Below are 25,842 nucleotides of genomic sequence, written 5' to 3' on the forward strand. Positions count from 1 at the left end.
GCCTCAGCCGCCCGGCGCCTGGTGGCGCTGCGCCAGCTCGCGCGCCAGGGTGATGAAGGTGGCCGCGGGTCCTGCGCCGCCGGTTTCCGTGCCGGCCTCGCGGTGCACCAGGGTGAGCGGGGCGCTCAGCCGCACGGCGGGCTCGAAGGCGCGGTAGACCACCGCCTCGGGATGGGCGCCGCGCACCGAGGCCGGCACGATGGACAGGCCCACGCCCGCCGCCACCAGGTTCACATTGGTCATCATGCGTTCCACCTCGGCGGCCACCTCCACCTGTACCTTGTGCCGGGCGCACAGCGCCAGCAGGTTCGCATACAGCCCCGGCGCGCCCGTGCGCCGCACAAGGATCAGGCGTTCGCCATCGAGCTGCCTGAGCGCCACGGGCCGCGATGCATCGCGCGCCAGCCGGTGGTCCACGGGAATGGCCAGCAGCGCGGGCTCCTGCAGCAGCGTCTCGAACACCAGGCCTTCGGGCCGGGCCACCGGCACGCGCAGAAAGCCGCAGTGCATGCGCCCGGCCTGCACGGCCTCGGTGATCTCGGCGGCATTGTTCTCGCTCACATCCAGCGCAATGTCGGGATGGCGGCCACGGCACAGGCGCAGCACCTCGGGCGTGAAGGCATGGGCCGCCGCCGAGCTGGTGAAGCCCACATGGATGCGCCCGCGCTCGCCGCGCGCAAAGGCCTGCATGCGGTCGCGCATGGCGGTGAAGTCGGCCAGCAGCCGCGTGGCCTCGCCCTGCAGCTCCAGGCCCGCGTCGGTCAGGTCCACGCCCTTGGGGTGGCGCCGGAACAGGGCAATGCCCAGCTCCTCCTCCAGCGCGCGGATCTGCTGCGACAGCGGCGGCTGCTGCATGCCCAGCAGCTCGGCCGCGCGCGTGATGTGGCCGGTATCGGCAACGGCCAGGAAGTAACGGAGATGGCGCAGTTCCATATATGTGAAAAGTATCCAGCCGATATCCTAAAAATCTTTGAAATATTGGACAAGCCTCTACAGAATCCCATCCAGTCACCGATGCGACCGCTTGCCGCGGCGCGGCAGGTGACTTCCAACAAGAAGCCAAGACAGGAGACAAGGCATGCAAGCATCCGCGTATTTCCCCCTGCGTCCCGCCAGCGCCTCGCTGCTGGCCGCGCTCGCCCTGGCCGGCTGCGGCGGCGGCTCGGCCGTGCTGCACGGGCCGGTCACCTCCATCGAGACCGCTCCCAAGAGCACGGCCTGCCCTGCCGAGATTCCTGCGGGCATCAGCTGCTGGGCCGGGCAGGACTCCAAGGGCGCCTACTACCTGATCGCCAAGCCCGCGCAGTGGAACGGCACCCTGGTGCTGCACGCCCACGGCGGCCCGGACCTGGCCGCGCCCACCGCCGCCCGTGCGGCCGAAGACCTGGTGCGCTGGTCCATCATGGTGCGCGCAGGCTACGCCTGGGCCGGCTCCACCTACCGCCAGGGCGGCGTGGAAGTGCGGGCCGCCGCAGAGGACACCGAGCGCCTGCGCGGCATCTTCCGCCAGCATGTGGCCAAGCCGCAGCGCACCATCCTGCACGGCCAGTCCTGGGGTGCGGGCGTGGCGGCCAAGGGCGCGGAAATGTTCAACGAGCAGACCGTGGGCGAGCGCCCCTATGACGGCGTGCTGCTCACCAGCGGCGTGCTGGGCGGCGGCACCCATGCCTATGACTTCCGCACCGACCTGCGCGTGGTCTACCAGTACCTGTGCGCCAACCACCCGCGCCCCAATGAGCCGCAGTACGCGCTCAACCTGGGCCTGCCCGCAGATGCCAAGATGCGCCAGGCCGACGTGGCCCTGCGCGTGAACGAATGCCTGGCGCTGGACAAGCCCGCCGCCCAGCGCACGGCCGCGCAGCAGGCGAAGATCGACACCATCACCAAGGTCATCAAGATCCCCGAAAGCGCCATCCAGTCGCACATGAACTGGGGCACCATGCACTTCCAGGACATCTCGGCCAAGCGCACGGGCGGCGCCAGCCCCTTCGGCAACGAGGGTGCGGTCTATGCCGGCTCGGCCGACGATGCCGCACTCAATGCCGGCGTGCTGCGCTACCGCGCCGACCCTTCGGCCTACCGCAAGTTCGCCGATGACACCGACCCCGTGGGCAAGATTGGCGTGCCGGTCCTCTCGGCCAAGTGGATCAGCGACCCTACGGCCTTCGTGGAGCTGGATGCGCGGTTCCGTGCGGTGATGCAGCAGGGCGGCAGTGGGGACCGGCTGGTGCAGACCTTTACGCGGCAGGGGACGCACAGCTATATCAGCGATGCGACCTATCCCACGTTGATGACTGCGTTGATGCAGTGGGTGGAGGCGGGGGTGAAGCCGACTGCTGCGGGGATTGCTGCTGCTTGTGTGGGGAATGAGGCCAAGTTTGGGGTGGGGTGTAGTTTTGATGCGGCTTATGTGCCGGCTTCTTTGAGTACTCGGGTGCCTGAGAGGCAGCGGCCTTCTTTGCAGTGAGCGGGTTTTTGACCCTGCCGGGTGGTGGTTTTTCGAGGCCGGGTCTCGGCCCGGCAGCCGACCTACCTTTCTTTGATTCGTCACCGGTACGCCGGCCGAAGAAAGGTAGGCCAAAGAAAGACGACCCGGATGTCCGCGACCCCTTCGCTTCGCTGCGGGGCAACCTGCGTCGTGGCGGTTGCGGGGTTCGCCGTGAAACTCACTTCGCGCTGCGCGCTACGTTCAAACATCACGGCGAGTCAGATCACGAAGCAGGCGCTGACATACGGGGGTGGGTTCGGGCCTTCGCTTCGCTCGGCCTGGGGTTTTTTAGCGGGGCATGTTGGTTCTGGTGGCGGGGGCCAGTTGCGCCGCGAACTCGCGCGCGGCCGCACTGTAGCTGGCGCCTCGGCGCCACAGCAGGCCGGCGGTGCGGATGAGCTGGGGGGCGACCAGGTGGATGGCCACCATGTCCGTGGCCTGCTGGGCGGCGCGCTCGGGGACGATGGTGGCCATGTCGCCCCAGCGGCACAGCGCGATCAGCGATTCCACCGAGCCCATTTCCGCGCGCAGCAAGGGCGTGACGCCTGCGGTGCGCAGGCCGTCCTCGATCAGGCTGCGCGTGTAGAACGTGCGCGGCAGCAGGGCCAGGGGCACGCCGGCCAGCGACTTGACGGACAGCGTGCGGCGCCCGGCCAGCGGGTGCGATGGGTTGACCAGCAGCATCATGCGTTCGTCGAACAGCGGCAGCGCGTCCAGCTCGGCGCGCTGGGGCGGGTGAAAGCTCACGCCCAGGTCCAGGCTGCCGTCCAGCAATCCCTGCTCCACGGGCGGGGCCAGCAGCTCGATCACCACCACGTTGACCTTGGGATAGGCGCGCATGAAAGCCGCCACGGCCGGGGCGACCAGGGTGTTGAGGAAGGTGGGAATCACGCCGATGGTCAGCGTGCCGGTCTGCAGCTCGCTGAGGTCGGCCAGCGCCATGCGCCCGGCCTCCACCTCATGCAGCGCGCGCTCCGCATAGTTGCGGAACACCACGCCGGCCTGCGACAGCTTCAGCCCCCGGCCAATGCGCTCGAACAGCGCCATGCCCAGCTCCTCCTCCAGCTGGCGCAGCCCATGCGAGAGCGTGGACTGCGTGACATAGAGGTTCCTGGCCGATGTCGTCAGATGCTCGGTCTTGGCGATATCGACAAAGTAGCGCAGCTGGCGCAGTTCCATGGGTGAAGGCAAGGGGGTGTTCGGCGGGCCAGTTTCTCACAGAGATACGGGCGCGCCGCACAGTTCACTCGCCGTCGTCCTGGTCCACGAACTCCACCAGCTCCGGCAGCATCTCCAGTTGCTGGATGGCATCCTTGAGCCGCAGGCCAAAGCGTGATTCCGGCCGCCCGAAAGCGCCCTGCGCCAGCCGCAGCGCCGCCGTTGCCTTGATCCACTCCACCTCGAAGGCATAGCGGTCCGCGTGCTGCTGGACACTCATGCGCTTGATGTGCTCCAGCGCCAGCTCCACGGCGCAGTCCACATCGACTTCGCTGTCGTCCCTGTCGGGATCGTCGACCATCAGTTCGATCAACTGCTGCAGCGTGCTGTGCACCAGGCCCAGCGAGGCGTGCATGGCCTGCCGCCAGGTGGGAAGAAAAGGTGGTTGGGGAGAGGTCGCCTGTGCGGCGGTGAGAGGGTGCATGTCTTGGTTCCTGTATGAATCAAGAGAACCACACGCCACCGTACGACGGGCAACGGGTGGACGGGATGTTCGTAACACGTATACAGACGTGCGGCCATCCTTGCGGGTAAGCCCATCCCGTCCAAAACCGTTGGAGACGGACGCGCGATGACGCATCTGCCCCAGGAATCTGGACATGACAAAGCCCCCTTCAAGGTGGGGGCCGCACCTCTGTATTGGTGTTACGACACACCAAGCCTTTCGGCCTGCCGCAAGTTTAACGGCTGCGTATCAAGAAACCAGGCCGAGCGCAGCGAAGGCCCGAGCAAACTCCCCGTATGTCAGCGCCTGCGTCGTGGCGGTTGTGGGGTTGCAAGCCTGCCGAAGGACAGGCTTGCTTCGTGATCTGACTCGCCGTGATGTTTGAACGTAGCGCGCAGCGCGAAGTGAGTTTCACGGCGAACCCCGCAACCGCCACGACGCAGGTTGCCCCGCAGCGAAGCGAAGGGGTCGCGGACATCCGGATCGCCTTTGCTTTGCCTACTTTCCTTCGGCCGGCGTACCGGTGGCGAAACAAAGGAAAGTAGGTCGGCCGCCGGGCCGAAACCCGGCCTCGAAAAACAACCCCCCGGCAGGGACAAAAAACAGCACCTGACCAAGACCAGACCAGAACAGACCAGCTGTCACACCCCTGTAAACCCCCACCACCACACTCCCCCCCTTCACCACCCCCACAAAAACCACATGCCACTGAGCAACCTCCCCACATTGCAATCCCTGCTCCTGTCCCGCCGCCTGGCGCTGAGCGTCCTGGCCAGCGCCGCGCTGGTGGCCGCCTGCGGTGGCAGCGACAGCAACGACAGCACGACGCCCCCGGTGGCCAGCCAGCCCGCGACGGCCACGCTGGCCGTGCTGGAGACCACGGATCTGCACTTCAATGTGCGCAGCTATGACTATTTCAAGCTGGCCGAGGATGCCTCCTACGGCTTCGAGCGCACGGCCACGCTGGTGCGCGCGGCGCGCAAGGAGTTTGCCAATACGCTGCTGGTGGACAACGGCGACACCATCCAGGGCACGGCCCTGGCCGACTACGAGGCCGAGGTGGCCAAGATCCCCTGCACGCAGCAGCTGTCCATGTACAAGGCCATGGGCGCGCTGGGCTTCGATGCGGGCACGCTGGGCAACCATGAGTTCAACTACGGCCTGCCCTTCCTGAACCAGGTGCTGGGCGGCGGCCTGGACGTGGACGGCGTGGACAAGTCGGTCAAGTGCGCGGGCAATGGCTTTCCGGTGGCGCTGTCGAATGTCTACAGCAGCAAGACCAAGCAGCCGCTGGTGCAGCCCTACGTGATTCTGGAGCGCAAGATCGCGGCCAAGGACAAGGATGGCAAGGCGGTGGAACTGCCCATCAAGATCGGCGTGATCGGCTTCACCACGCCGGGCATCATGAACTGGGACAAGCGCTATCTGGAGGGCAAGCTCTACACCGAAGGTGCTGTGGAGTCCGCCCAGAAGTACCTGCCCGAGATGCGCGCCAAGGGCGCCGACGTGGTGGTGGCCATGCTGCACGGCGGCCTGGATGGCGCGGCCTACTCGCCGACGATGGAGAACCCCGGCCTGCACCTGAGCAAGGTGGCCGGCATCGACGCCATGGTCATGGGCCACCAGCACGGCGTGTTCCCCGATACGGCGGCCACGCCGGCGTTCACGCAGGCGGGCGTGGACAACAAGGCGGGCACCATCAACGGCGTTCAGTCAGTGATGGCCAGTTCCTGGGGCAAGGCGCTGGGCGTGATCCAGCTGGCGCTGAAGTGGGACGGCAAGCAGTGGAGCGTGGACAAGAGCGCGGGCAAGAGCGAGTTGCGCAATATCCAGACCGGCAAGGACGCCGCAGGCAAGGCCACCTATGTGGCCGTGGACCCGACGGTGGCGCCGCTGATCGAGAGCCAGCACCAGGCCGCCATCCAGTACGTGAAGACGCCCATCGGCAGCACGGACTTCCGCATGAGCACGCTGTTCGCCGATGTGGGCGACCCGGGCGCCATCCAGATCGTCAACCAGGCGCAGCGCGACTATGTGGCCGACTATGTGAAGGCCAGCCTGCCGCAGTACGCGCAGCTGCCCGTGCTGTCGGTGAGCGCGCCGTTCAAGTCGGGCTTCCAGGGCGGCGCCGACTACACCGACGTGGCCGTGGGCCCGCTGGCCATCTACAACGCGGCCGACCTGTACCTGTACCCCAACACCGTGTATGCGGTGAAGGTGAATGGCGCCGACATCAAGGACTGGCTGGAGGCCGCTGCCAAGCGCTTCAACCAGATCGATCCGGCCAAGACGGGTGAGCAGCAGCTGATCAGCACCTTCCCGGGCTACAACTTCGACATGTTCACCACGGCCGATGTGCAGTACGAGATCGACGTGACCCAGCCCGTGGGCAGCCGCATCAAGAACCTGCAGTACCTGGGCAAGGCCATCGACCCCGCGCAGGAGTTCGTGATCGCCACGAACAACTACCGCGCCACCAGCGGCAAGAGCTTCATCGCCAAGCTCGACGGCTCCAGCGCCATCTGGGCCTCGCCGGACGCCAACCGCGACGTGGTGATCGGCTACGTGCGCAAGAACGGCAGCATCACGCGCGCTGCCAATGGCGCGGCCAAGAGCTGGCGCTTCACCAAGGTGGCCACCTCGGCCAACGTGGTGTTCAGCTCCGGCGCCAACGCGCTGCCGGTGGCGCAGGCGGCGGGCCTGGCCAACATCTCGCTGGTGGCGGCCGATGACGGCTCGGGCAAGGGCACGTCCAAGTACCGCCTGGATCTGTCGAAGTAAGTTCCGGCAGGCAAGCAACAAAAAAGCCCCGTGCATCTGGCACGGGGCTTTTTTGCTTGTGCCGAACGGGCTTCAGCGCGCAGGCGGCATCTCGAACACCAGGCAGGTGGTGGTGGCGTGGGCGTAGAGCGTGCCGTCGGGGCCGACCAGGCGCGCCTCGGCCGTGGCCAGCTGGCGGCCGCAGTGCAGCACGCGGCCTTCGGCGCGCACGCGCGGCACGCGCGGGGTCAGGGCCTTGACCAGGTTCACCCCCAGCTCGGCCGTGGTGTAGCCCCGGCCCGGCGGCATGCAGGTGTGGACGGCGCAGCCCAGCGCCGAGTCCAGCAGGGTGGCGAACCAGCCGCCGTGCACCGTGCCCATGGGGTTGAGATGGTTGGCGCCGGGGCGGCCCTGGAAGACGGCGCTGCCTTCGCCCACGGAAATCAGCATGAAGTCCAGCGTGCGTGCAATGGGCGGGTAGGGCAGTTCGCCGCGCAGCATGGCCTGCATCAGCTCCAGCCCGCTGCGGCCTGCGACCTGGTCGGGGCGCGACACGCCTGCGCCGGGGCCGGCGTCCAGCCGGAGGGTGACCGCCTGTTCCTCGTCCAGCCAGGCTTGCAGGGCAGGGGAGATGGCGCCGGAGGTGACGCTGGAGGTTGTGTTGCGGGCGGCCTGCTCCGGGGAGTGGGTGCGGGTGTCCATGGAATGTCTCTCTTTCATTGGGAAAAGTGCGGGCGCCAGGCTGTCTGGGATGGCGGCGTGGATATTATTGTATCTACAACAGTTGTATATGCAATAATCTGCGCCATGCCAGTGAATCCAGACATCCTCGCCGTGCCCCAGGGCTGCACCAACCACCGCGTGCGCCAGCTCATGCGCAGCGTGGGCCAGGTGTACGACGCCCATCTGAACGAGACGGGGCTGCGCATCACCCAGTACTCGCTGCTCAGCCATGTGCTGGCCGCCAGTCCGGTGCGGCCCTCGGACCTGGCGCGGCGCATGCGCATGGACGCCTCGACGCTGACGCGCAACCTCAAGCCGCTGATCGACGCCGGCTGGGTGCGCATGGGCCAGGGCGAGGACCAGCGCAGCCGCCTGGTGCACATCACCGACGCGGGCCAGGCCAAGCGCGAAGAGGCCAAGCAAAGCTGGAAGACCGCACAGAACGAGCTCAACGCCCGCGTGGGCCTGGAGCGCGTGGCGGCCCTGCATGCGCTGATCGACGAATGCCTGGTGCTGCTCGATGGCGATGGCCACGCTGCAGACGGCCCGCAGGCGTAGGCCCTACCGAATTCCCAACCCCCGAAGAGACTCCCATGCTCTCCAACTCCACGGCGCGCTGGCTGCAGCGGCGCGGCATCCACTACGGCTGGCTGGTCGCGGCCATCACTTTCCTCACCATGCTGACCATGTCGGCGGCGCTGGGCCTGCCGGGCGCCATGCTGCAGCCGCTGTCGCGCGAGTTCGGCTGGAGTACGGAGCAGATATCGAGCAGCCTGGCGCTGCGCTTTGCGCTGTTCGGCCTGCTGGGGCCGTTTGCGGCGGTGATGATGGAGCGCTTCGGCCTGCGTGCCGTGATGTGCATGGGCCTGGCCCTGGTGGGCGGCGCCATGGCGATGGTGACGCAGGCCACGCAGCTGTGGCATCTGTTTTTGCTGTGGAGCCTGCTGCTGGGCATGGGCACGGGCCTGACGGCGCTGGTGCTGGGCGCCGTGGTGGCCAACCGCTGGTTTGCGGCGCGGCGGGGCCTGGTCATCGGCGTGCTCACGGCCAGTGCGGCCACGGGGCAGCTGGCCTTCCTGCCGCTGGCCGCCTGGATGATCGAGCACTGGGGCTGGCGCTCGGCCACGGTGCCGGTGTTCGTGGCCAGCGCCTTGATTGCCGTGCTGGCTTTGCTGTTCGTGCGGGACCGGCCTTCGGACCTGGGCCTGGCGCCCTTTGGCGGCGATGCCTCGGCCCCGCCGCCACCGGCCACGGCCATGAACTTCGGCACGCCCTTCAAGGTGCTGGCCGAGGCCGCGCGCAACCGCACCTTCTGGCTGCTGGCGGGCACCTTCTTCATCTGCGGCCTGTCCACCAACGGCCTGGTGCAGACGCACTTCATCTCGCTGTGCGGCGACAACGGCATGGGCGCCGTGCCCGCTGCGTCGGTGCTGGCCATGATGGGGGCCTTCGACTTCGTGGGCACCGTGCTGTCGGGCTGGCTGTCGGACCGCTACGACAACCGCAAGCTGCTGTTCTGGTACTACGGGCTGCGCGGCCTGTCGCTGTTCTGGCTGCCGCATTCGGAGTTCACCTTCTACGGCCTGGGCCTGTTCGCCATGTTCTACGGGCTGGACTGGATCGCCACGGTGCCGCCCACGGTCAAGCTCACGGCCCAGCATTTCGGGCCGCAGAAGGTGGGGCTGGTGTTCGGCTGGATCTTCGCGGCCCACCAGCTGGGCGCGGCCGCCGCTGCCTGGGGCGCGGGCCTGACGCGCACGTTGCTGCTGACCTATACGCCCGCGCTGTATGCGGCCGGCCTGGCCTGCCTGGTGGCGGCGGTGATGGCGCTGGTGATAGGGCGGGCGCGCAAGGCGGCGGCGGTGGCTGCGGCCTGAGCCCCATCACCGCTCACGCCATCCACGCCCTCAGTACAGCTGGCGCTTGCCCGGCTGCAGCAGGACGACCAGGGCGCCCGCGCCACCTTCGGCCGGGCGGGCCTGCACAAAGGCCAGCACTTCCTTTTTCTGCACCAGCCAGCGCAGCACGCGACCCTTGAGCACGGGGGTCTTGCCCGGCGAGCCCAGGCCCTTGCCGTGCACCACGCGCACGCAGCGTATGCCGGTGCGGTGGGACAGGCGGATGAACTGGCCCAGCGCCTCGCGCGCCTCGTCCACGCGCAGGCCGTGCAGGTCCAGCTGGCGCTGGATGCTCCACTGCCCGGCGCGCAGCTTGTGCGTCACGTCCAGGCCGATGCCGGGGCGCCGGAAGCTGAGCTGGTCGTCGGTGTCCAGCAGGGTGCTGACGTCGAACTCGTCGCTCATGGCCTCCTGCAGCACGCGCTGCTCGTCCAGCTCCAGCTGCAGGGGCAGCGGCTCGGGGGGCTCGGGGGCATGGAGGTGGCGGGCGTGCGCGGACTTGAGCGCATGTACCGGGCCCACGGTGTTTTCGAACAGCTTTTGCTCGGCCAGGAGGCGGCGCGCCGCCTCGGCGCGCTGCTGCTGGAGCAGGGCCTCTTGGGCGGCGGCTTCGGCCAGTGCGCGGCGCACTGGCGCGAGGTCCTGCAGGCTGGTGGCTTTCAAAGTCATGGTGACGCCGGTTGTACCGCAATTTCGGCACCCCGGCGGCCATGGCGGGCCCAGCCGGGGTCCTACAGCATCCCCTGGCCCGCCATGGACAGCGCGGCGCCCGGCGCGACGATCACATGGTCCAGCACCTGGATGTCCATCAGGCCCAGGGCAGCCTGCAGGCTCTGCGTGACGGCCCTGTCCGCAGCGCTGGCCTGGACATGGCCGCTGGGGTGGTTGTGGGCCAGGATGACGGCACCCGCGTGGTGGTGCAGGGCGCGCAGCACCACTTCCCGGGGGTAGACGCTGGTGCGCGTGAGCGTGCCGCGGAACATCTCCTCCAGCGCGATCAGCCGGTGCTGGCTGTCCAGGAACAGCACGGCGAACACCTCGTGCTGGCGTGCCGCCAGGTGCAGCTGCAGGTAGCGCGCCACGGCGTCGGGCGAGGCCAGGGCAGGGCGCTCGCGCAGTTGCTCGGCCGTGGCGCGGCGCGCCAGTTCGAGCACGGCCAGGAGTTGTGCGCACTTGGAAGGCCCCAGCCCCTTGATGGCCTTCAGGTCGGCGTGCCCGGCCTGCAGCAGCCCGGACAGGCCGGGCCGGCCGGGCAGCTGCAGCAGTTCCTGGGCCAGCTGCAGCACGCCCTTGCCGGCCATGCCGGTGCGCAGCACGATGGCCAGCAGTTCGATGTCGGAAAGCGCCGAGGGGCCGTGTGCCGCGAGCCTTTCGCGCGGCTGGGCCTGGGCGGGCAGGTCTTTGAGAGCCATGGTTCAGCCAGGTGAGGGGCGCCGCAGGGGCACCGTTGCACGGGGCGTGGGGACATGGATGTTTTTCTACAATACGGGCCAGTTTATCGGGACTTCCATGACCTCTAGCGCTTCTTCCCCGGCCCACCCCACGGTCCAGGCCGGCTCGTTTCTCACGCTGCACTACCGCCTGTCGGGGCCTGCAGGCGATGTGATCAACACCTTCAACGACAAGCCCGCCACGCTGTCCCTGGGCGCGGGCGAGCTGTCGCCCGCCGTCGAGCAGCGCCTGCTGGGCCTGGCCGAAGGCACGCGCACCACGTTCGAGATGCCGGCCGGCGAAGCCTTCGGCGAGCGCAACGGCGACATGATGCAGTGGGTGGCGCGCAAGCTGATGAACGAGCTGGGCGACCCGCACGAGCAGTACGCGCCCGGCGACGTGGTGCAGTTCCCCACGCCCGACGGCCTGGGCAGCTACGCGGGCGCCGTGGTGCAGGTGCGCGAGGACGGCGCCGTGCTGTTCGACTTCAACCACCCGCTGGCCGGCCAGCCGGTGACCTTCGAAGTGCAGATCATCGGGGTGCTCTGAGGTGCCGGATACGACCTCGCCCCAGGAAATCCTGCTGGCCGAGCCACGGGGCTTCTGTGCCGGCGTGGACCGCGCCATCGAGATCGTGGAGCGTGCGCTGGCCAAGTTCGGCGCGCCCATCTACGTGCGCCACGAGATCGTGCACAACACCTTCGTGGTCAACGATCTCAAGGCCAAGGGAGCGATCTTCATCGAGGAGCTGGACGACGTGCCGCCCGGCGCCACCCTGGTGTTCAGCGCCCACGGCGTGAGCCGGGCAGTGCAGGAGGAGGCGCGCAGGCGCGGTTTCTCCATCTTCGACGCCACCTGCCCGCTTGTGACCAAGGTGCATGTGGAAGTGGCCAAGCTGGCCAAGGAAGGCTACGAGTTCCTGATGATCGGCCACAAGGGGCATCCCGAGGTCGAGGGCACCATGGGCCAGCTGTCCGAGGGCATCCACCTGGTCGAGGACGAGGCCGATGTGGCCCGTGTCACCCCCCGCCAGACCGAGAAGCTGGCCGTGGTCACGCAGACCACGCTGTCGGTGGACGATGCCGCAGGCATCACGGCGGCCATCCGCGCCCGCTTTCCGCAGGTGCGCGAGCCCAAGCAGCAGGACATCTGCTACGCCACGCAAAACCGCCAGGACGCCGTCAAGGTGCTGGCGCCGCAGGTGGATGTGCTCATCGTCGTGGGCAGCCCCACCAGTTCCAACAGCAACCGCCTGCGCGAGCTGGCCGCGCGCCTGGGAACGCCCGCCTACATGGTGGACAACGCGGGCGAGCTGTGCGAGGAATGGTTTGCCAATGCCGGGCGCGTGGGCCTGACGGCCGGCGCCTCGGCGCCCGAGGTGCTGGTGGACGAGGTCATCCAGCGCCTGCGCCAGCTGGGCGCGCTGTCGGTGCGCAAGATGGATGGCATCGAGGAGACCGTGAAGTTCCCGCTGCCCAAGGGCCTGAAGATCGACGCGGCCACGGGCCTGGAGATCTCCGTGGGCAAGCAGCCCGAGACGGGCGGCTGAACCGCAGGCGCAGCGGGCATATTGGCCAAAAAGCAAACGGGCGCCTGGCGCCCGTTTTGCATGGTGGGGCCGAAAGCCTCAGCTCCACAGATCCAGCGGCGGATCGGAGGCCACGGCGCGCAGGATGTCGGTGCGGCTGATGAAGCCGGCCAGCAGGCCCTGCTCATCGGTCACGGGCAGGCCCGGCAGGCCGGTCTCCAGCAGCACGCCGGCCACGCGGCGCAGGTCGGTGGTGGTGGCCACCGTGGGTATGGGGGAGATCATGACCTCGTTCACGGGCCGGCGCGCCAGGGCAATGGCGTCCTTGATCGCACCGGGCTCGGGCAGCAGGTCCAGCGGCGCCATGTCGGCACGCAGCAGCAGCCCGACCACGCGGCCACCGGCATCCAGCACGGGGGCCTGGGCCACGCCGTGCTCGGCCAGCACGCGCCAGGCATCGTTGACACCGGCCTCGGGCGACACCGTCACGGCCTCGTGGCTCATCACGTCGGCCACGGTCTGCAGGGGCTGGCGTGGCTGGCTGGGGCCTTTTTCCGTGGAAAGGTAGGCATCGACCGCGCCGCGGCTGCGCGGAGCGGGCTCCGGCGCGCCGGCAGGCTGGCCCGCGAGGTCGGCCAGGATGGCGGGGAACGAGGCGGCTGCATCGCCCGCCATCACATCGGCCGAGCGCGTGCGCAGGGCCTGCGGGCGTTGTACGCGGCGCACGGGCGCCACCTGGCCCAGCCGCTCGGCGGGACCGCGAAACATCTGTCCGTTGGGACCGAAGACAAAAAACATGGGTGCTCCCGGGTGCGCAAACCGCTGTGGGCGGCATATTGGAAGTATCGGCGCCGGCGCGGGATTTCTGTAGCGGCAAGACCCCCAACGCCCAGGGGCGGGCGCTGCCATGGCGATACCGCCTAAAATTGCCGGCTATGCTCGATATCCTTCTTCTTCGCAAAGACCTTGACTCGGCCGTCGCACGGCTGGAGACCCGCAAAAAGCCCCAGGCCTTCCTGAACGTGGAGGCCTTCCAGTCCCTGGAAGCAGAGCGCAAGTCCCTGCAGACACGGACCGAGGAGCTGCAGTCCAAGCGCAACCAGCTGTCCAAGCAGATCGGCATGCTGATGGGCAAGGGCGAGAAGGACGCTGCCGAGGCCGCCAAGGCCGAAGTCGGCAGCCTCAAGACCGAGCTGGACCAGTCGGCCACGCGCCTGGAGCAGATCCAGGGCGAGCTGCACGCCATGCTGCTGGCCGTGCCCAACCTGCCGCACGAAAGCGTGCCCGTCGGTGCGGACGAAAGCGGCAATGTGGAGGCGCGCCGCTGGGGCACGCCCAAGACCTTTGATTTCGAGGTCAAGGACCATGTGGACGTGGGCCAGCCGCTGGGCCTGGATTTCGACATGGGCGTCAAGCTGTCGGGCTCGCGCTTCACCGTGATGAAGGGCCCCATCGCCCGCCTGCACCGCGCCCTGGCGCAGTTCATGATCGACCTGCAGACCGAGGAGCATGGCTACACCGAGTGCTATGTGCCCTACGCCGTCAATGCCGACTCGCTGCGCGGCACGGGCCAGTTGCCCAAGTTCGAGGGCGACCTGTTCGCCGCCAAGAAGGGCGGCCAGGATGGCGAGCCCGTGCCCGACAACGCGGCGCTCTACCTGATTCCCACGGCCGAGGTGCCGCTGACCAACTTCGTGCGCGACGTGGTCGTGGCCGAGGACCAGCTGCCCATCAAGCTCACGGCCCACAGCCCCTGCTTCCGCTCGGAGGCCGGCAGCTACGGCCGCGACACGCGCGGCATGATCCGCCAGCACCAGTTCGACAAGGTCGAGATGGTGCAGATCGTGCATCCGGAAAAGAGCTACGAGGCGCTGGAAGAGATGACCGGCCACGCCGAGGCCGTGCTGCAGAAGCTGGGCCTGCCCTACCGCGTGATGAGCCTGTGCACGGGCGACATGGGCTTTGGCTCGGCCAAGACCTATGACCTGGAAGTCTGGCTGCCTGCGCAGAACACTTACCGCGAGATCAGCTCGGTCTCCAACTGCGAGGCCTTCCAGGCGCGCCGCCTGCAGGCGCGCTTCAAGAATGCCCAGGGCAAGAACGAGCTGGTGCACACCCTCAACGGTTCCGGCCTGGCCGTGGGCCGCACGCTGGTGGCGGTGCTGGAGAACTACCAGAACGCCGACGGCTCGGTGACCATTCCCGAGGCGCTGCGCCCGTACATGGGTGGACAGACTTTGCTGAAGGCCTGAATTTTTAGGCTATAATTTCAGCTTCGACGCTGCGGAGAGGTGGCAGAGTGGTCGATTGTACCTGACTCGAAATCAGGCGTACGTGCGAACGTACCGAGGGTTCGAATCCCTCCCTCTCCGCCAGAAACATGAAACCCAGTGCTGTGAAAACGGCACTGGGTTTTTCTGTTTCTGGCGTGCCGGTGGCCGCCTGCAATGGGAAGGCCTTGCCCGGTTGCTTACTTGCAATCGCGCCTGACAAGTGCGCCATGCTCCGCTGAGGCAGCACGCCGCTTCCAAATCACCCCGTCAACCAGGTAGTGATGAAAACCAAGGGTGAAGTGCGCTATCAGCACAGTGGGCAGCCCCAGCCAGAGCAGTTGTGTGCCTGCCCAGTCGATGGCCAGGTAGAGCATTGAGCCCAGTGCCAGGCACACACCACCATATCGGGCAGCGTTCTTCCACAAGCCGGTCTCCGACGCCTTGTCGGCTTGTGTCTGTCGCTCGCGGCGGATGTTCTGCACCCAGACGAATAGCAGGTATTGCAGGTTGTGCCACAGATTGATCAGGAGCCATCCGAGCGTGATGTCGGTGATCCAGATGTAGGCCACGAAGCAGGTGAATGCATGCGAGGCCACAAAGCCATCGTGACGCCAATCGATGTTTCCCGTCAGAGCCAGGCGAGCCTGTCGCCATAGCCAGCAGGCGCTGCAAGCGATGGCCGCAACGCCCATCGCATTGGCCGCCTGGGCGGGTACGGCAGGCAGTTGGATGGGATAGCCCAGAAAAGTCTCGGGCGCCTGGGCGCAGCGGGCAAGCAGCCCCCACGCGGCAACGAGGTAGATGACGGCTTCTGCGAGCTTGTCCTGGCGAAAGGGATGCATCCCTGAACGCCGATAGGCCCTGGCGATGCCGAAGGACTGCCTCGCCACGTGATAGCTCTGCGCGCAGAAATATAGTGTGAACAGCCCGGCGACCTCGAATGCCAGCACGGTCGCCACCACACCGCCGAGCACGATCACGGGCAGGCCAAAGATCAGGAAGCGATGGCGTCGGATATCGGCCATGCTGGCTCCGATCCGGGTCAAGGTGGCCATGACATGAGGATTGGCGAAAAGCCAGGTATCCACCAGCACGATGGCGAGCAGCATGGCAGGCGATATCGAAGCCATGGCCGCCATGCCGAGGGCCAATGCCAGCGTGCCTGCAATGAACAGGCCGTCGAACCCTGGATGCCGAGCCAGCAGGCCGGCACGCATGGCGTTTGCGTGTGGCAGGGCAGTCATGTGACGATGGGTGGCTGGATCTGCGGCCGGGGCGACCCGAGCGGTGCGGGCTTTGGCGGGATGGTGAAAACGGTTTCCGGGCGCAAGTAGTGCTCGGTGCCACTCTTGAGCTTTTCAAGCGCCTGCATGCGGGCAGCGGTAAAGCGTGACTCGAGCGTCAGCCGGCTGGACATGCCAGACAGGCCCGCTGCCGGCAGTCGCTGGTGAGGGTCATAGACCTCACTGATCTCACAGGGATAGCAGCGATTGCTTGCGTCGAGTTGGCTTGCCAGAGAAATCTTGTAGACAACGCCTTCGGTTTGATCTGGAGCGATGGGAAAAGAGAAGGTCAATTCGGAAAGGATGGAATCCTTCGTTGCATCGCCTGCAAGCTTGAAACCGGCAACGCTGTATGCGTCGATGATCATGGTCTTCAGACTTGATGGATCAATGCCGACAAATGAGTTTTCGTATAGATTTCTTTCTCCTCGCCACTTGTTTCTATAGTTGAATCCGAAATCCGCGTCCATGGATTTTTGCCCGAGATCGTGAATGCTGGCATAGGCTTGATCGATGGCCGAAAAAACCTGGCGACTCAGATCGTACTGAAGCATCCACGAAGAAGATTGAAGGCTGGGGAGATCGGGAATCATGGTCAGCCGCAAGAAGCAGCTGGCGCATCTCTTGCTCTTGTCAAGGTTCTCGTCCACCCGCAGGACCACATCAACGCGCTGAATTTTTCCACCTGTCGCCACGGAATAGAAGAATTTGTATTGCGCCGTTCCATCCTTCGATTTTTCAATGGCCGTATGGGAAAACCGGGCGCTTTCGAAAGCACTGATCACCAGTTTTCTGAAATCATCCACCTTGATGCCACGATAAATGGCGACTGGAAAAGCAGTGGGCGATGTTCTTTCATGAAGCAAGATCGGTGATTGGATGTTTTGCCCTGATGCACCATGGACTATGGTCATCCAAAAGAAAGCAATCATCACCAGTGTTTTTGATCCATCAAGCATGATGTCTTTTCGATGCAGTATGAATAATGATCGCTGAAGCCGCGCGGCGTGGGCCGATTTGCATGAGATCAGATGTGCTGCGCAAAGGCATCTTGGCTTGCGGCGCAGACTCCTGGCAGGGGAGCGTCTTTGCCAAAGGCCCTGTGAGTTGCTCAAGGCTCTGTTGCCTTTGCAGAACAACGCAATGATGGTAATGCAACTGCAGCCTGTGCTGACGCAGCAGGCAGTTGCGGCCATAAAAAAGGCCCGCGTTGGCGGGCCGTGCTCAGATCTCGAGGGCCTTGCGGTCCTTGCCTTCAATCCAGCGCGGCGGTTTGCCCCGGCCGGTCCAGGTGGCTCCGCTGGCGGGGTCGCGGTATTTGGCCACGCCAATGCTGGCGGACTTGGCCTTGCCGGTGCTGAAGATGTCATCCTGGGTCAGACCGAACTGCTCGACGAGTTCGCGGACCTTGGCGATGACTCCGCCTTTTTCCGCCTTCAGGGTGGCGGCGATCTTTGCCTCAAGCTCGGCCTTCTGCTGGAGGAGGGTTTTGTAATCTGCTGTCATATGTTCCTCATGGATAGTGTGCTACACAATGACGCATTTTATGGAGACAGGGTCGATGTCGCATGTGGGACATCGTCGGTGTTTGCACCTAGGTTTTTCAATATTTCGCCATTGTTCGGGATTGAGCGCGAGGCCTTTGTCTACGCCTCGACAAACTCCCGGTGGCTGCTGAAGTGCAGGATTTCGGAATCCTGCGCTCCGCCCTGTCTTTGAATGACGATGGTGCCATTGGCATGCAGATAGATTCGGATGCCCGGCGTGGTCTCCGAATCCCAGTAGCAGGGGTTTTTGTCGAGGTTTTTCCAGCCGTGCTCTGCGCACAGCGTGCGCTGGCGCATGCTGTTGAGCAATTGCCTGCGCGCGCCTGCGCCTTCGCAGATGCGCATCCACAGCAGCAGGAGCATGTCGTGCGCTTCCTGGCGGGATGAGCAGGGAGGCATGTGCTTCAACTGGCCCAGGAGGGTAAGGAACCGCTGTTCTATGCTGATGTTCAGTGCCATGCCCATCTCCTTTGTGCGTGGATATGCATCAAAGTGTAGGCAGCGTCGAAGGCTGCCGATATAGGGCGGATGACGACAGCGCCGGTGGCTTTTTTTCCTGCCGGTTTGCAGGATGGGCGCCTGGCCGGCTGTCGTGACAAAGGCCAGCGGCGTCAGTGCGATTGCATGCCCATGAGATTGCACGACATGGCGCATTGCTGGCAGGCTGCCGCGCAGGTCTGGCAATGGGCGTGGGAATGCTTGCCGCATTCGTCGGCGCAGGCCTGGCAGATCCGGGCGCACAGGCGGCAGATGTCTGAGACATGCGGACTTTGGCGCGCCATTGAGGCCACGGCCAGTTCGCAGACCTGCGCGCATTCAAGATCCTGGGCAATGCAGACGGCCATCATCTGGACGTCTGTTTCCTTCAGGCAGGCGGCGGCACAGGTATTGCAGGCAATGATGCAGGCCTGGCAGGCATCCATGCAGGCCTTGTAGTCGATGGCCGGTGGGGTGGTATTCATGGGAGTTCTCCTGGAATGAGGGAGTGAAGTCGCGCAGGGCGTTCTTCCTTGGCCAGCTATCCGCACCAAAGAAAACGCCCCGCGAACGGGGCTGTGTCAAAGACCGCAAGGGTCGGGATTTACAGGTAGGGCACGCCGTAGTAATCGTTCACGCGGCGTCCATATTCATCGGTGTAGGCCGGTGCCGTGTCGCGCTCATAGCGGGGCGCGTTGTCCAGCTGCTCGCGCGTGAGCGACACCACGTAGCCGTTCATGTCGGGCTCGTACTTGAGGGATTCCCAGGGCAGCGGATAGCGGTCCGTGCCGATGCCCAGGAAGCCGCCGAATTCCATCACGGCGTAGCGCACTTTGCCGGACAGCTTGTCGATCATCAGCGTGTCTATGCTGCCCAGCTTGTCGCCTGCGGGGTTGTAGACATTGGTGCCGCTGACGGTTTCGGAAGAAATGACGCTCGATACGGTGTTGGGTGTGACCATGAGGCTCTCCATTGAGTGGGTTGGTGCTGGCACGCCGACGCTGTGCATCTGGCGGCTGGGCGATGCGGCATGGGAAAAGGCGCGGGAGGCGGCCCCTTCAAAGCCCGTGCATCGCCTGGCGAAGTCGAAGCCTGTGTGCTTCTGGGTTCCAGCTTAGGACCGCAATGAAGTGCTCCGGGTAGTCGGTGCGCCGCGACCGGCGTAGGAGGGTCCTTGGGTGCCGGAGGCCAGGTCCTACGAGCCCTTGTAGTCAAGGTCTGCGCAGCTGCGGCCCTTTGCTGACGCGGCAGCGCAGCCTGGGCCGGCGTCGGTCTGGCGGGCACAGGCGTACAACGAAAACTGCAAGAGGGATGCAGCGGATGCAGTCCCGCGTCCACGGTCCATCCCCGAAGGAGATTCCCATGAATGCAAGCAACAAGCCATCCATCCCGCCGGTGTCTGCAGATGCGGTGGAGGACGAAGACCTGGCCGAACAGGCACGACCGGGCCACGGCGTACCTTCCCAGGACCCCGAGGCAGCTGCCCAGTACCAGCTGTCGCCGCAGGATGCGCAGCGCGAGTCACGCTCGGTGTTCATCGGCGGCGGCGTACTGGCCGGAGCCGCTGCCGGCGCTGCCGCCGGTGCGGTCATTGCAGGCCCGGTGGGTGTGGTGGTGGGCGGCACGGTAGGCAGCGTGGCCGGTGCGCTGGGCGGTGCGGCCGCAGGTGCCGTGGCGCCGGCAGAGAGTGCGCAAAAGCCAGTGGAAAAGCCCGTGCCACCCGGCAGCAAGTCTTCCGGGTGACACGGGCAGGCCGTTGCAGGCCATGTGTGGCGCGGCGGGCATGGACGGCGGCGGATGCATCCCGTATACAGGGGCCTGTTCACTTTCCTATCCACCCAGATGGCCAACGTTCTCATAGGCATCGTCGCCGCAATCCATGTCTACATCCTCGTGCTGGAGATGTTTCTCTGGGACCGGCCGGCTGGCAGGAAGGCCTTTGGGCTGACGCCGGAATTTGCGCAGCAGACCAGGACGCTGGCCGCCAACCAGGGGCTTTACAACGGCTTTCTCGCCGCAGGGCTGATCTGGGGGCTGGCGCAGGGCGCCGACGGCCTGGCGTTCAAGTACTTTTTTCTCCTGTGCGTGCTGGTGGCAGGCCTGTATGGCGCCGCCACCGCCAGCCGCAAGATCCTCTGGGTGCAGGCCGTGCCGGCCGCCGTTTCGCTGCTGGCCCTGTACCTGGGGCTGTGAGAACGCCCGGGCACCGGTGGGCGAAACCGCTGCAGCTGCTGCTGGACCGTGACCCCGGCGTGCGAGGCGCGGGCCGGCATAGCCGGCATGGCCGGCGTCAGTCCACCAGCGCCTGTATGGCCTGCAATTGCGCCGCCAGCCCAGGCCGCGCGGCCGGAAAAGTCTCCTCGAAGGCGGCAGTGCCTATCGTGAAGCCCGCTGCGCCGCCGGCCAGCACGGCCGCGATGCGTTCACTGCGATCAATGGAGCCGGCCACGACCACGGGTTTGTCCACCGCATCGCAGACGGCCTTGATCAGGGCCGGCACATCGCCGTGGAAGCGGTAGGCCAGCAGATCCAGGCCATGCACGCCGTCCAGCCCCGCCATGCGGCGGGCGCTGGCCACGATGTCCTGTACCGGGCCTGAAAGCACGCTCGGATGCCCGCTCACCTTGCCGGGAAACGGGTAGTACGCAATGCCGCTGCCGCGCAGCACGGGCAGCACCGCCTCGGGCCGCGTGCCGCCCATGAGAACGTCCACACCGAGCTCGACCGCCGCGCGGGCCGAGGCCACTTCGCTGGCCTCGTCCAGGCTGACAACCTCCAGATAGACCCTGGCGCCGCCCGCACGGATGTCCCGGGCCAGGGCATGCAGCTCGGGCAGGGCCAGGCCGATGTCCTTGAAGCCCACATGGCGAACGCCCTGGGCCAGCACCTCGCGCAGCCGCTCGCGCGCATCGGCAATGGTCCTGTCCTGCTGCGTGAGCATGAAGATGAAGTCCGGGCGTTGCGTTCGTGCACTGGTACCGGTACGGGTGGCCTGCACCATGGCTGCCGCCTGGCGCAGCGCGCAGGCCAGGCTGGCGTGGTCGGCGCGGCCCGTGCCCGCGATGTCGAAGGCCGTGCCATGGTCCACCGAGGTGCGCACAAAGGGCAGGCCCACGGTGATGTTCACGCCTTGCTCCACACCCAGGTATTTCACGGGAATCAGCCCCTGGTCATGGAACTGGGCGACCACCACGTCGAACTCGCCCCGGCGCGCCCGCATGAAGACCGTGTCGCCGGGCCAGGGGCCGCTGGCGTCGATGCCTTCGGCGCGCGCGGCGGCAATGGCGGGGATGATCACCGAGCGGTCCTCGTCCCCGAACAGACCGTTTTCACCGGCATGCGGATTGAGCCCTGCCACGGCCACCCGGGGCCGGGGGATGCCGAACGCGCGGCAGGCCTGGTGCGCGAGGCGAATGGCGCGCAGCTCGTTGTCCATGGTCACGGAGGCGATGGCCTGCTGCAGCGGCACATGGATGGAGACCAGCAGCACCCGCAGCTCATCATTGGCGAGCATCATGGCGAAGTCGCGTGTGCCGGAACGCTCGGCCAGCATCTCGGTATGGCCCGGATGCGGGCAGCCTGCCGCGCGCAGCGCTTCCTTGTGGATGGGGGCGGTCACCAGGCCCGAGACGTCGCCAGCCAGGGCCAGGTCGATGCCGCGCTGGATATAGGCATGGCAGGCCGCGCCGGCGCGTGCATCGACGCAGCCCCAGGGCAGGTCCGGCGGCAGGTCCTCGCCGGTCTGCAGCACGAAGAGCGTGGCGGGCGGTACCAGGGCAGGGACCTGGGCCGGTGTCTCGATGGCCCGGATCTGCGGATGGACGCCCAGCCCATCGGCCGCCCGCTGCAGCCGGGCGATGTCGCCGATGACGAGAAACGGCGTGCAGGGCCGCGCAGGGTCCATTGCCAGCTTGACGATGATCTCGGGCCCGATGCCCAATGGATCGCCCATGGTGATGGCCAGGGGCGCGCTGGCCGGGGTGCTGGCCGAGGGGTTGGCGGAGTTGGGGCTGGAGTGCTTCATGGTTCTTGCTGAAACCTCAATCGATAGGCTTACTTTGCATGAAGATGCTCCAGTAATAAATCGATATAGACTCATCATTCAATTGAGAAATGTTCAACTGAAAGTCCGCTGTTCCACCTGTCTAGAGCCGCCATTGCCATGCCCGCACCCGTCCACATGCCGCCGCTGTCTGCCCTGCGCGCCTTCGAGGCCACGGTGCGCCATGGCAGTGTCTCCAAGGCCGCGCGCGAGCTGCACCTGACCGATGGCGCCGTGAGCCGTGCCGTGCGCGACATGGAGGAGGCGCTGGGCTTTGCGCTGTTCCAGCGCAGCAACCGCAGCATCATTGCCACGCCCACGGCCCGCGTGCTGGCCGAGGAGGTGGCCCTGGCGCTGGAGCGCCTGCGCGGCGCGCTGGGCCGCGCGCGGCAGGCGGCAGGGCCGGACCGGCCGCTGGTGCTGTCGTGCGAGCCCACGTTTTTGATGCGCTGGCTGATTCCGCGTCTGGGCGGTTTGCAGGAAGCGATCGGCACGCAGCGCGAGCTGCGCCTGGTATCGGCCGGCGGCTCCGTGCCCTTTGCGCGCGAGGGCATTGATCTGGCCATACGCCGCGCGGATTTCGACATGGGCGCCGATGTGGTGGCCGAGCCCTTTCTGCAAGAGCGCGTGGGGCCCGTCTGCAAGCCCGCGCTTGCCAAGGCGCTGGCACGCTCAGGGCCGCTGGGCGGGGTGCTGCTGCATACGCAGTCGCGGCCGGACGCATGGCGGCATTGGAGCGAACTGACCGGCGTGCCGCTGCGGGCCGGTCGCGAGGTGCGCTTCGAGCATTTCTACCTGAGCCTGCAGGCCGCCGTGGCCGGGGCCGGCGTCGCCATCGGCCCGCTGGCACTGGTGGCCGATGACCTGGCCAGCGGCACGCTGTGCGCGCCGCACGGCTTCGTGGCCGATGGCTCGCACTACGTGCTCATGTCGCCCCGGCCGGTGCAGGACGAGGCCAGCTTCGCCCTTGTGCTGGACTGGCTGCGCGCGCAGACCTTGCCGCTGGGCCTGGCGCATGCACAGGCAGAGGCCCCGGCGGCCGGCTGAGCATCGATCAACCGGGCTCCTGATCGTGCTCCGACAGTTCGCGCCAGTGCGTGCGCGTGAAGGCGTAGGCCGTGTCCAGCGCCGGTGACAGGGTGCGCGCGGCCATGCGCGCCATGCCGTAGCGGCCGCATCGGCGGGGATCGGCGGGCAGGGGCACTTCGGCCATGGCGCCGCTGGCGCGCTCCTTGCGGGTGATGGACAGCACGCCGAACAGCAAGGTGTCCGTGGCCAGGGTCACGCCGCGCAGCAGGTCCAGGTCGTTGCAGTGCAGGGTGAACAGCTTGTCGGGCTCGGCGCCTTCGCCCCACAGCTCGGCCAGCTGCCGCGCCATGGCCGTGCTCAACGTGGTGGTGGCCAGCGGGTAGCGGCGGATCTCGTCCATGCCGGGGTTTTGCAGCACGGGGTGGCCCGCGCGGCAGACCAGGCCGGCTGGCAGCTCGCCCAGCAGTTCCATCTCCACGTCATCGGCGGCGCGCAGCACGTAGGCGTCGCCGACGATGGCATCGATGGATTCGTTGCGCAGCAGCTGCAGCAATGCGCTGGTGGCACCCATTTCGGCGCGCACCTTCACGCGCGGATGCGCCTGCGCCATGTGGATCAGAAAGGGCTTGAGCAGCAGCGCCGCGGGCGCGGGCGCCACGCCAATGGCGAGCGCGCCTTCCTGGCCGCCGCGCAGCAGCTCCAGGTCACGCCGCAACTGGGTTTCCTCCAGCCGCATGCGGCGTGCGCGCTCGGCCACGAGCTCGCCAAACACCGTCAGCCGGGCGCGCCGCGCGCCCCGGTCGAACAGCTGCGCCCTGAGTTCATCTTCCAGCGCGCGGATGCTGCGGCTCAGCGCCGGCTGGGTGAGATGCACGGCGCGCGCTGCGTCGGAAAAGGTGCCGTGCTCGACGATGGCCAGCAGGTGCCGCAGCTTCTGTGTATCCATGCGGAGTCCTCATGGTTTGTTGGCAAATTTTTCATTTGAATTATAGGTAGGCGCTTCCTAAGATCGCATCCAGGAACATTGAAATGTTCTATAGAGCGGCCACAACCGCCAACTCTTTCATCGGAGCAAAAGGAGACAAACCATGCTCAAGCTGTTCATCGGCATAGGCATCCCGTACATCGCGGTGATCGGCCTGCTTCCCTGGGTCGCGTCCGTCGATCGCTTCGTGTTCGGCGTGCCCTTCATCTACCTGTGGATCTTCATGTGGTTCGTGCTGACGTCGCTGTGCATGCTCGTGTGCTGGCTGATGTTCGACCGCCACGAAGCCGACGACGCGCAGTCTGCCTGAAGGGAGCACCGCCATGACCACCGCAGTCTTTCTGGGCTTCATCGCGCTGTCCCTGTACCTGGCCATCCGCTCGCGCACGGGCAAGGGTGCGCAAAGCGTGCATGACTTCTTCGTCGCCTCCCGCCAGTTCGGCGCCTACCTGGTGTTCTTCCTGGCCGCCGGCGAGATCTACAGCATCGGCACCATGGTCGGCTTTCCGGGCGGCATCTACGCCAAGGGGCCGACCTATGGCGTCTGGTTCCTGGGCTACATCCTGCTGGCCTATCCGCTGGGCTACTTCCTCGGCCCCATGATCTGGAAGGCGGGGCTGCGGCACAACGCCATCACGCTGCCGGACCTGTTCAAGGGCCACTTCGGCAGCCGTGCGCTGGAGCTGATCGTGGCCGGCTCGGCCATCCTGTTCCTGCTGCCCTGGGGCCAGCTGCAGTTCACGGGGCTGGTGGCCGCGCTCAAGGGCCTGGGATGGAATTTCCAGCCGCTGCACCTGCTGCTGATCTCTGCAGGCCTGGCCTTCACCTACATCGCCATCTCGGGGGTGCGCGCCTCGGCCTATATCGCCATCCTCAAGGACATCCTGATGGTGGTGGCCATCATCGCCACGGGCGTGGCCGTGGGCTGGCATGCGGGCGTGGGCGATGTGTTCACCGCCGCCAGTGCCAAGGTCAGCAACCACATGACCGATACGCAGCTGCGCTTTTCCATGAGCACCATGCTGTTCCAGGCGCTGGGCTTCTACATGATGCCGTTCGCCGTGCAGAACTTCTTTACGGCCAAGAGTTCGCACACCATCCGCCGCACCCAGATCGCCATGCCGCTGTACATGCTGATGTACCCGTTCCTGGTGCTGGCCTCGTACTACGCCATCAGCCAGAACCTGCAGCTGGCATCGCCCAACGAGGCCTTCTTCGCGGCTGCCGTGCGACTGCTGCCCGACTGGCTGCTGGGCCTGGTGGCCGCAGGCGCCGCGCTGTCGGGCCTGCTGGTGCTGGCGGGCATCTGCCTGGCCATCGGCCCCATCGTGGCCCGCAACCTGCTGCCCGGCCTGCCCGAGGCCAAGCAAAAGCAGGGCGCCAAGGTGGTGATCGTCATCTACCTGGTGCTGTCCATCGTGATGACGCTGCTCACGCCCAACCTGATGCTGACGCTGATCAACACCACCTACTACGGCGTGACGCAGTTCTTCCCCGGAATGATGGCCATCCTCTTCGGCTGGCGCATCCGGCCCATGGCCGTTGCCCTGGGCATTGCCTGCGGCCAGGCGCTGGCCATTGCGCTGTACATCCAGCAGCCGGATTTCGGCGGCATCAACCTGGGCTTCATCAGCCTGGCGCTGAACCTGCTGGTCACGGCCATCGTCCACTATCTGCCCGGTGCCGCGCGCGTCAAGGCCGCCTGAAAAAGACCA

The 25,842-nt window shown here is 66.4% G+C and carries 27 protein-coding genes and 1 tRNA gene; 13 read left to right on the forward strand and 15 right to left on the reverse strand.

Translation table 11 applies throughout. The features are described from left to right. Positions 1 to 3 precede the first annotated feature (3 nt). Positions 4 to 933 (reverse strand): LysR family transcriptional regulator, encoded by a 930-nt coding sequence (locus AC5I49_RS10120; RefSeq protein WP_495789276.1) that lies wholly within the window; start codon positions 931 to 933, stop codon positions 4 to 6. Positions 934 to 1,078: 145 nt separating this feature from the next. On the opposite strand from AC5I49_RS10120, the gene AC5I49_RS10125 reads away from it, so the two are divergent. Beyond that, a complete protein-coding gene (locus AC5I49_RS10125; RefSeq protein ID WP_495789277.1) occupies positions 1,079 to 2,467 on the forward strand; it encodes a hypothetical protein in 1,389 nt (462 codons plus the stop codon). A 309-nt stretch (positions 2,468 to 2,776) separates the two neighbouring features. On the opposite strand, the gene AC5I49_RS10130 is transcribed toward AC5I49_RS10125, so the two are convergent. Together AC5I49_RS10130 and AC5I49_RS10135 are read right to left on the reverse strand one after the other, a co-directional pair. Further along, positions 2,777 to 3,667, reverse strand: a complete 891-nt coding sequence (locus AC5I49_RS10130; RefSeq protein WP_016450106.1) for a LysR substrate-binding domain-containing protein — start codon at positions 3,665 to 3,667, stop codon at positions 2,777 to 2,779. Between the two features lie 64 nt (positions 3,668 to 3,731). Next, positions 3,732 to 4,130 carry a hypothetical protein gene (locus tag AC5I49_RS10135; protein WP_199139877.1) on the reverse strand — a complete coding sequence of 133 codons (399 nt, stop codon included), beginning with the start codon at positions 4,128 to 4,130 and terminating at the stop codon, positions 3,732 to 3,734. A gap of 723 nt (positions 4,131 to 4,853) precedes the next feature. Between AC5I49_RS10135 and AC5I49_RS10140 the strand changes: the two genes are divergently transcribed. Further along, complete coding sequence (locus AC5I49_RS10140; RefSeq protein ID WP_017406749.1) at positions 4,854 to 6,932, forward strand: bifunctional 2',3'-cyclic-nucleotide 2'-phosphodiesterase/3'-nucleotidase; 2,079 nt, start codon at positions 4,854 to 4,856, stop codon at positions 6,930 to 6,932. 72 nt (positions 6,933 to 7,004) lie between these two features. Here the strand turns inward: AC5I49_RS10140 and AC5I49_RS10145 are convergent, their stop codons facing one another. After that, a complete protein-coding gene (locus AC5I49_RS10145) occupies positions 7,005 to 7,613 on the reverse strand; it encodes a PaaI family thioesterase (protein WP_046987361.1) in 609 nt (202 codons plus the stop codon). A gap of 105 nt (positions 7,614 to 7,718) precedes the next feature. On the opposite strand from AC5I49_RS10145, the gene AC5I49_RS10150 reads away from it, so the two are divergent. Continuing rightward, positions 7,719 to 8,192 carry a MarR family winged helix-turn-helix transcriptional regulator gene (locus AC5I49_RS10150; RefSeq protein ID WP_016454289.1) on the forward strand — a complete coding sequence of 158 codons (474 nt, stop codon included), beginning with the start codon at positions 7,719 to 7,721 and terminating at the stop codon, positions 8,190 to 8,192. Positions 8,193 to 8,227: 35 nt separating this feature from the next. Beyond that, positions 8,228 to 9,511 (forward strand): MFS transporter, encoded by a 1,284-nt coding sequence (locus tag AC5I49_RS10155; RefSeq protein WP_495789278.1) that lies wholly within the window; start codon positions 8,228 to 8,230, stop codon positions 9,509 to 9,511. A gap of 30 nt (positions 9,512 to 9,541) precedes the next feature. On the opposite strand, the gene AC5I49_RS10160 is transcribed toward AC5I49_RS10155, so the two are convergent. Further along, positions 9,542 to 10,201: a Smr/MutS family protein gene (locus AC5I49_RS10160; protein WP_013803859.1), complete on the reverse strand. Its 660-nt coding sequence runs from the start codon at positions 10,199 to 10,201 to the stop codon at positions 9,542 to 9,544. Positions 10,202 to 10,263: 62 nt separating this feature from the next. Continuing rightward, on the reverse strand, positions 10,264 to 10,944 hold the full coding sequence (gene radC / locus AC5I49_RS10165) for a RadC family protein (RefSeq protein WP_272205749.1): 681 nt from the start codon (positions 10,942 to 10,944) through the stop codon (positions 10,264 to 10,266). A gap of 97 nt (positions 10,945 to 11,041) precedes the next feature. Between radC and AC5I49_RS10170 the strand changes: the two genes are divergently transcribed. Both AC5I49_RS10170 and ispH read left to right on the forward strand, forming a co-directional pair. Then, on the forward strand, positions 11,042 to 11,512 hold the full coding sequence (locus tag AC5I49_RS10170) for an FKBP-type peptidyl-prolyl cis-trans isomerase (RefSeq protein ID WP_016450099.1): 471 nt from the start codon (positions 11,042 to 11,044) through the stop codon (positions 11,510 to 11,512). 1 nt (position 11,513) lies between these two features. After that, positions 11,514 to 12,512 carry a 4-hydroxy-3-methylbut-2-enyl diphosphate reductase gene (gene ispH, locus AC5I49_RS10175; RefSeq protein ID WP_016454293.1) on the forward strand — a complete coding sequence of 333 codons (999 nt, stop codon included), beginning with the start codon at positions 11,514 to 11,516 and terminating at the stop codon, positions 12,510 to 12,512. A 78-nt stretch (positions 12,513 to 12,590) separates the two neighbouring features. On the opposite strand, the gene AC5I49_RS10180 is transcribed toward ispH, so the two are convergent. After that, complete coding sequence (locus AC5I49_RS10180; protein ID WP_016450097.1) at positions 12,591 to 13,289, reverse strand: CBS domain-containing protein; 699 nt, start codon at positions 13,287 to 13,289, stop codon at positions 12,591 to 12,593. Positions 13,290 to 13,426: 137 nt separating this feature from the next. Between AC5I49_RS10180 and serS the strand changes: the two genes are divergently transcribed. After that, entirely contained in the window at positions 13,427 to 14,743 is a 1,317-nt protein-coding gene (gene serS / locus AC5I49_RS10185; protein ID WP_046241149.1) for a serine--tRNA ligase, read from the forward strand. Between the two features lie 33 nt (positions 14,744 to 14,776). Further along, positions 14,777 to 14,866 (forward strand) — tRNA-Ser (locus tag AC5I49_RS10190). A gap of 95 nt (positions 14,867 to 14,961) precedes the next feature. On the opposite strand, the gene AC5I49_RS10195 is transcribed toward AC5I49_RS10190, so the two are convergent. From AC5I49_RS10195 to AC5I49_RS10220, 6 genes are all read right to left on the reverse strand, one after another. Continuing rightward, positions 14,962 to 16,008, reverse strand: coding sequence for a hypothetical protein (locus AC5I49_RS10195; protein WP_495789279.1), 1,047 nt, complete (start codon positions 16,006 to 16,008; stop codon positions 14,962 to 14,964). Then, a complete protein-coding gene (locus tag AC5I49_RS10200) occupies positions 16,005 to 17,006 on the reverse strand; it encodes a hypothetical protein (RefSeq protein ID WP_495789280.1) in 1,002 nt (333 codons plus the stop codon). The genes AC5I49_RS10195 and AC5I49_RS10200 overlap by 4 nt, the downstream gene beginning before the upstream one ends. A 265-nt stretch (positions 17,007 to 17,271) precedes the next feature. Further along, positions 17,272 to 17,553: an H-NS histone family protein gene (locus tag AC5I49_RS10205; RefSeq protein WP_012203893.1), complete on the reverse strand. Its 282-nt coding sequence runs from the start codon at positions 17,551 to 17,553 to the stop codon at positions 17,272 to 17,274. Positions 17,554 to 17,693: 140 nt separating this feature from the next. Beyond that, positions 17,694 to 18,053 (reverse strand): hypothetical protein, encoded by a 360-nt coding sequence (locus tag AC5I49_RS10210; protein ID WP_495789281.1) that lies wholly within the window; start codon positions 18,051 to 18,053, stop codon positions 17,694 to 17,696. Positions 18,054 to 18,205: 152 nt separating this feature from the next. Further along, positions 18,206 to 18,556 carry a four-helix bundle copper-binding protein gene (locus AC5I49_RS10215; protein ID WP_495789282.1) on the reverse strand — a complete coding sequence of 117 codons (351 nt, stop codon included), beginning with the start codon at positions 18,554 to 18,556 and terminating at the stop codon, positions 18,206 to 18,208. A 119-nt stretch (positions 18,557 to 18,675) separates the two neighbouring features. Further along, positions 18,676 to 19,032 carry a PRC-barrel domain-containing protein gene (locus tag AC5I49_RS10220; RefSeq protein WP_016450092.1) on the reverse strand — a complete coding sequence of 119 codons (357 nt, stop codon included), beginning with the start codon at positions 19,030 to 19,032 and terminating at the stop codon, positions 18,676 to 18,678. A 401-nt stretch (positions 19,033 to 19,433) separates the two neighbouring features. Here AC5I49_RS10220 and AC5I49_RS10225 point away from each other — a divergent pair, with 401 nt between their 5' ends. Together AC5I49_RS10225 and AC5I49_RS10230 are read left to right on the forward strand one after the other, a co-directional pair. Beyond that, on the forward strand, positions 19,434 to 19,814 hold the full coding sequence (locus AC5I49_RS10225; RefSeq protein ID WP_016450091.1) for a hypothetical protein: 381 nt from the start codon (positions 19,434 to 19,436) through the stop codon (positions 19,812 to 19,814). Between the two features lie 99 nt (positions 19,815 to 19,913). Continuing rightward, entirely contained in the window at positions 19,914 to 20,264 is a 351-nt protein-coding gene (locus AC5I49_RS10230; protein WP_017407778.1) for a DUF1304 domain-containing protein, read from the forward strand. A 97-nt stretch (positions 20,265 to 20,361) separates the two neighbouring features. On the opposite strand, the gene pdxA is transcribed toward AC5I49_RS10230, so the two are convergent. After that, the gene (pdxA, locus tag AC5I49_RS10235) at positions 20,362 to 22,095 is read right to left on the reverse strand and encodes a 4-hydroxythreonine-4-phosphate dehydrogenase PdxA (RefSeq protein ID WP_209803416.1); all 1,734 of its coding nucleotides are present in this window, start codon (positions 22,093 to 22,095) and stop codon (positions 20,362 to 20,364) included. Between the two features lie 138 nt (positions 22,096 to 22,233). Here pdxA and AC5I49_RS10240 point away from each other — a divergent pair, with 138 nt between their 5' ends. Then, positions 22,234 to 23,160: a LysR family transcriptional regulator gene (locus tag AC5I49_RS10240; RefSeq protein ID WP_495789283.1), complete on the forward strand. Its 927-nt coding sequence runs from the start codon at positions 22,234 to 22,236 to the stop codon at positions 23,158 to 23,160. A 7-nt stretch (positions 23,161 to 23,167) separates the two neighbouring features. On the opposite strand, the gene AC5I49_RS10245 is transcribed toward AC5I49_RS10240, so the two are convergent. Then, the gene (locus AC5I49_RS10245; RefSeq protein ID WP_047219220.1) at positions 23,168 to 24,088 is read right to left on the reverse strand and encodes a LysR family transcriptional regulator; all 921 of its coding nucleotides are present in this window, start codon (positions 24,086 to 24,088) and stop codon (positions 23,168 to 23,170) included. A 142-nt stretch (positions 24,089 to 24,230) separates the two neighbouring features. Here AC5I49_RS10245 and AC5I49_RS10250 point away from each other — a divergent pair, with 142 nt between their 5' ends. Both AC5I49_RS10250 and AC5I49_RS10255 read left to right on the forward strand, forming a co-directional pair. After that, positions 24,231 to 24,437 (forward strand): DUF3311 domain-containing protein, encoded by a 207-nt coding sequence (locus tag AC5I49_RS10250; protein WP_016450086.1) that lies wholly within the window; start codon positions 24,231 to 24,233, stop codon positions 24,435 to 24,437. Between the two features lie 13 nt (positions 24,438 to 24,450). Beyond that, positions 24,451 to 25,833, forward strand: a complete 1,383-nt coding sequence (locus tag AC5I49_RS10255; protein ID WP_016450085.1) for a sodium:solute symporter family protein — start codon at positions 24,451 to 24,453, stop codon at positions 25,831 to 25,833. The last annotated feature ends 9 nt before the right edge of the window (positions 25,834 to 25,842 follow it).

This window comes from Delftia sp. (genome assembly GCF_059499305.1).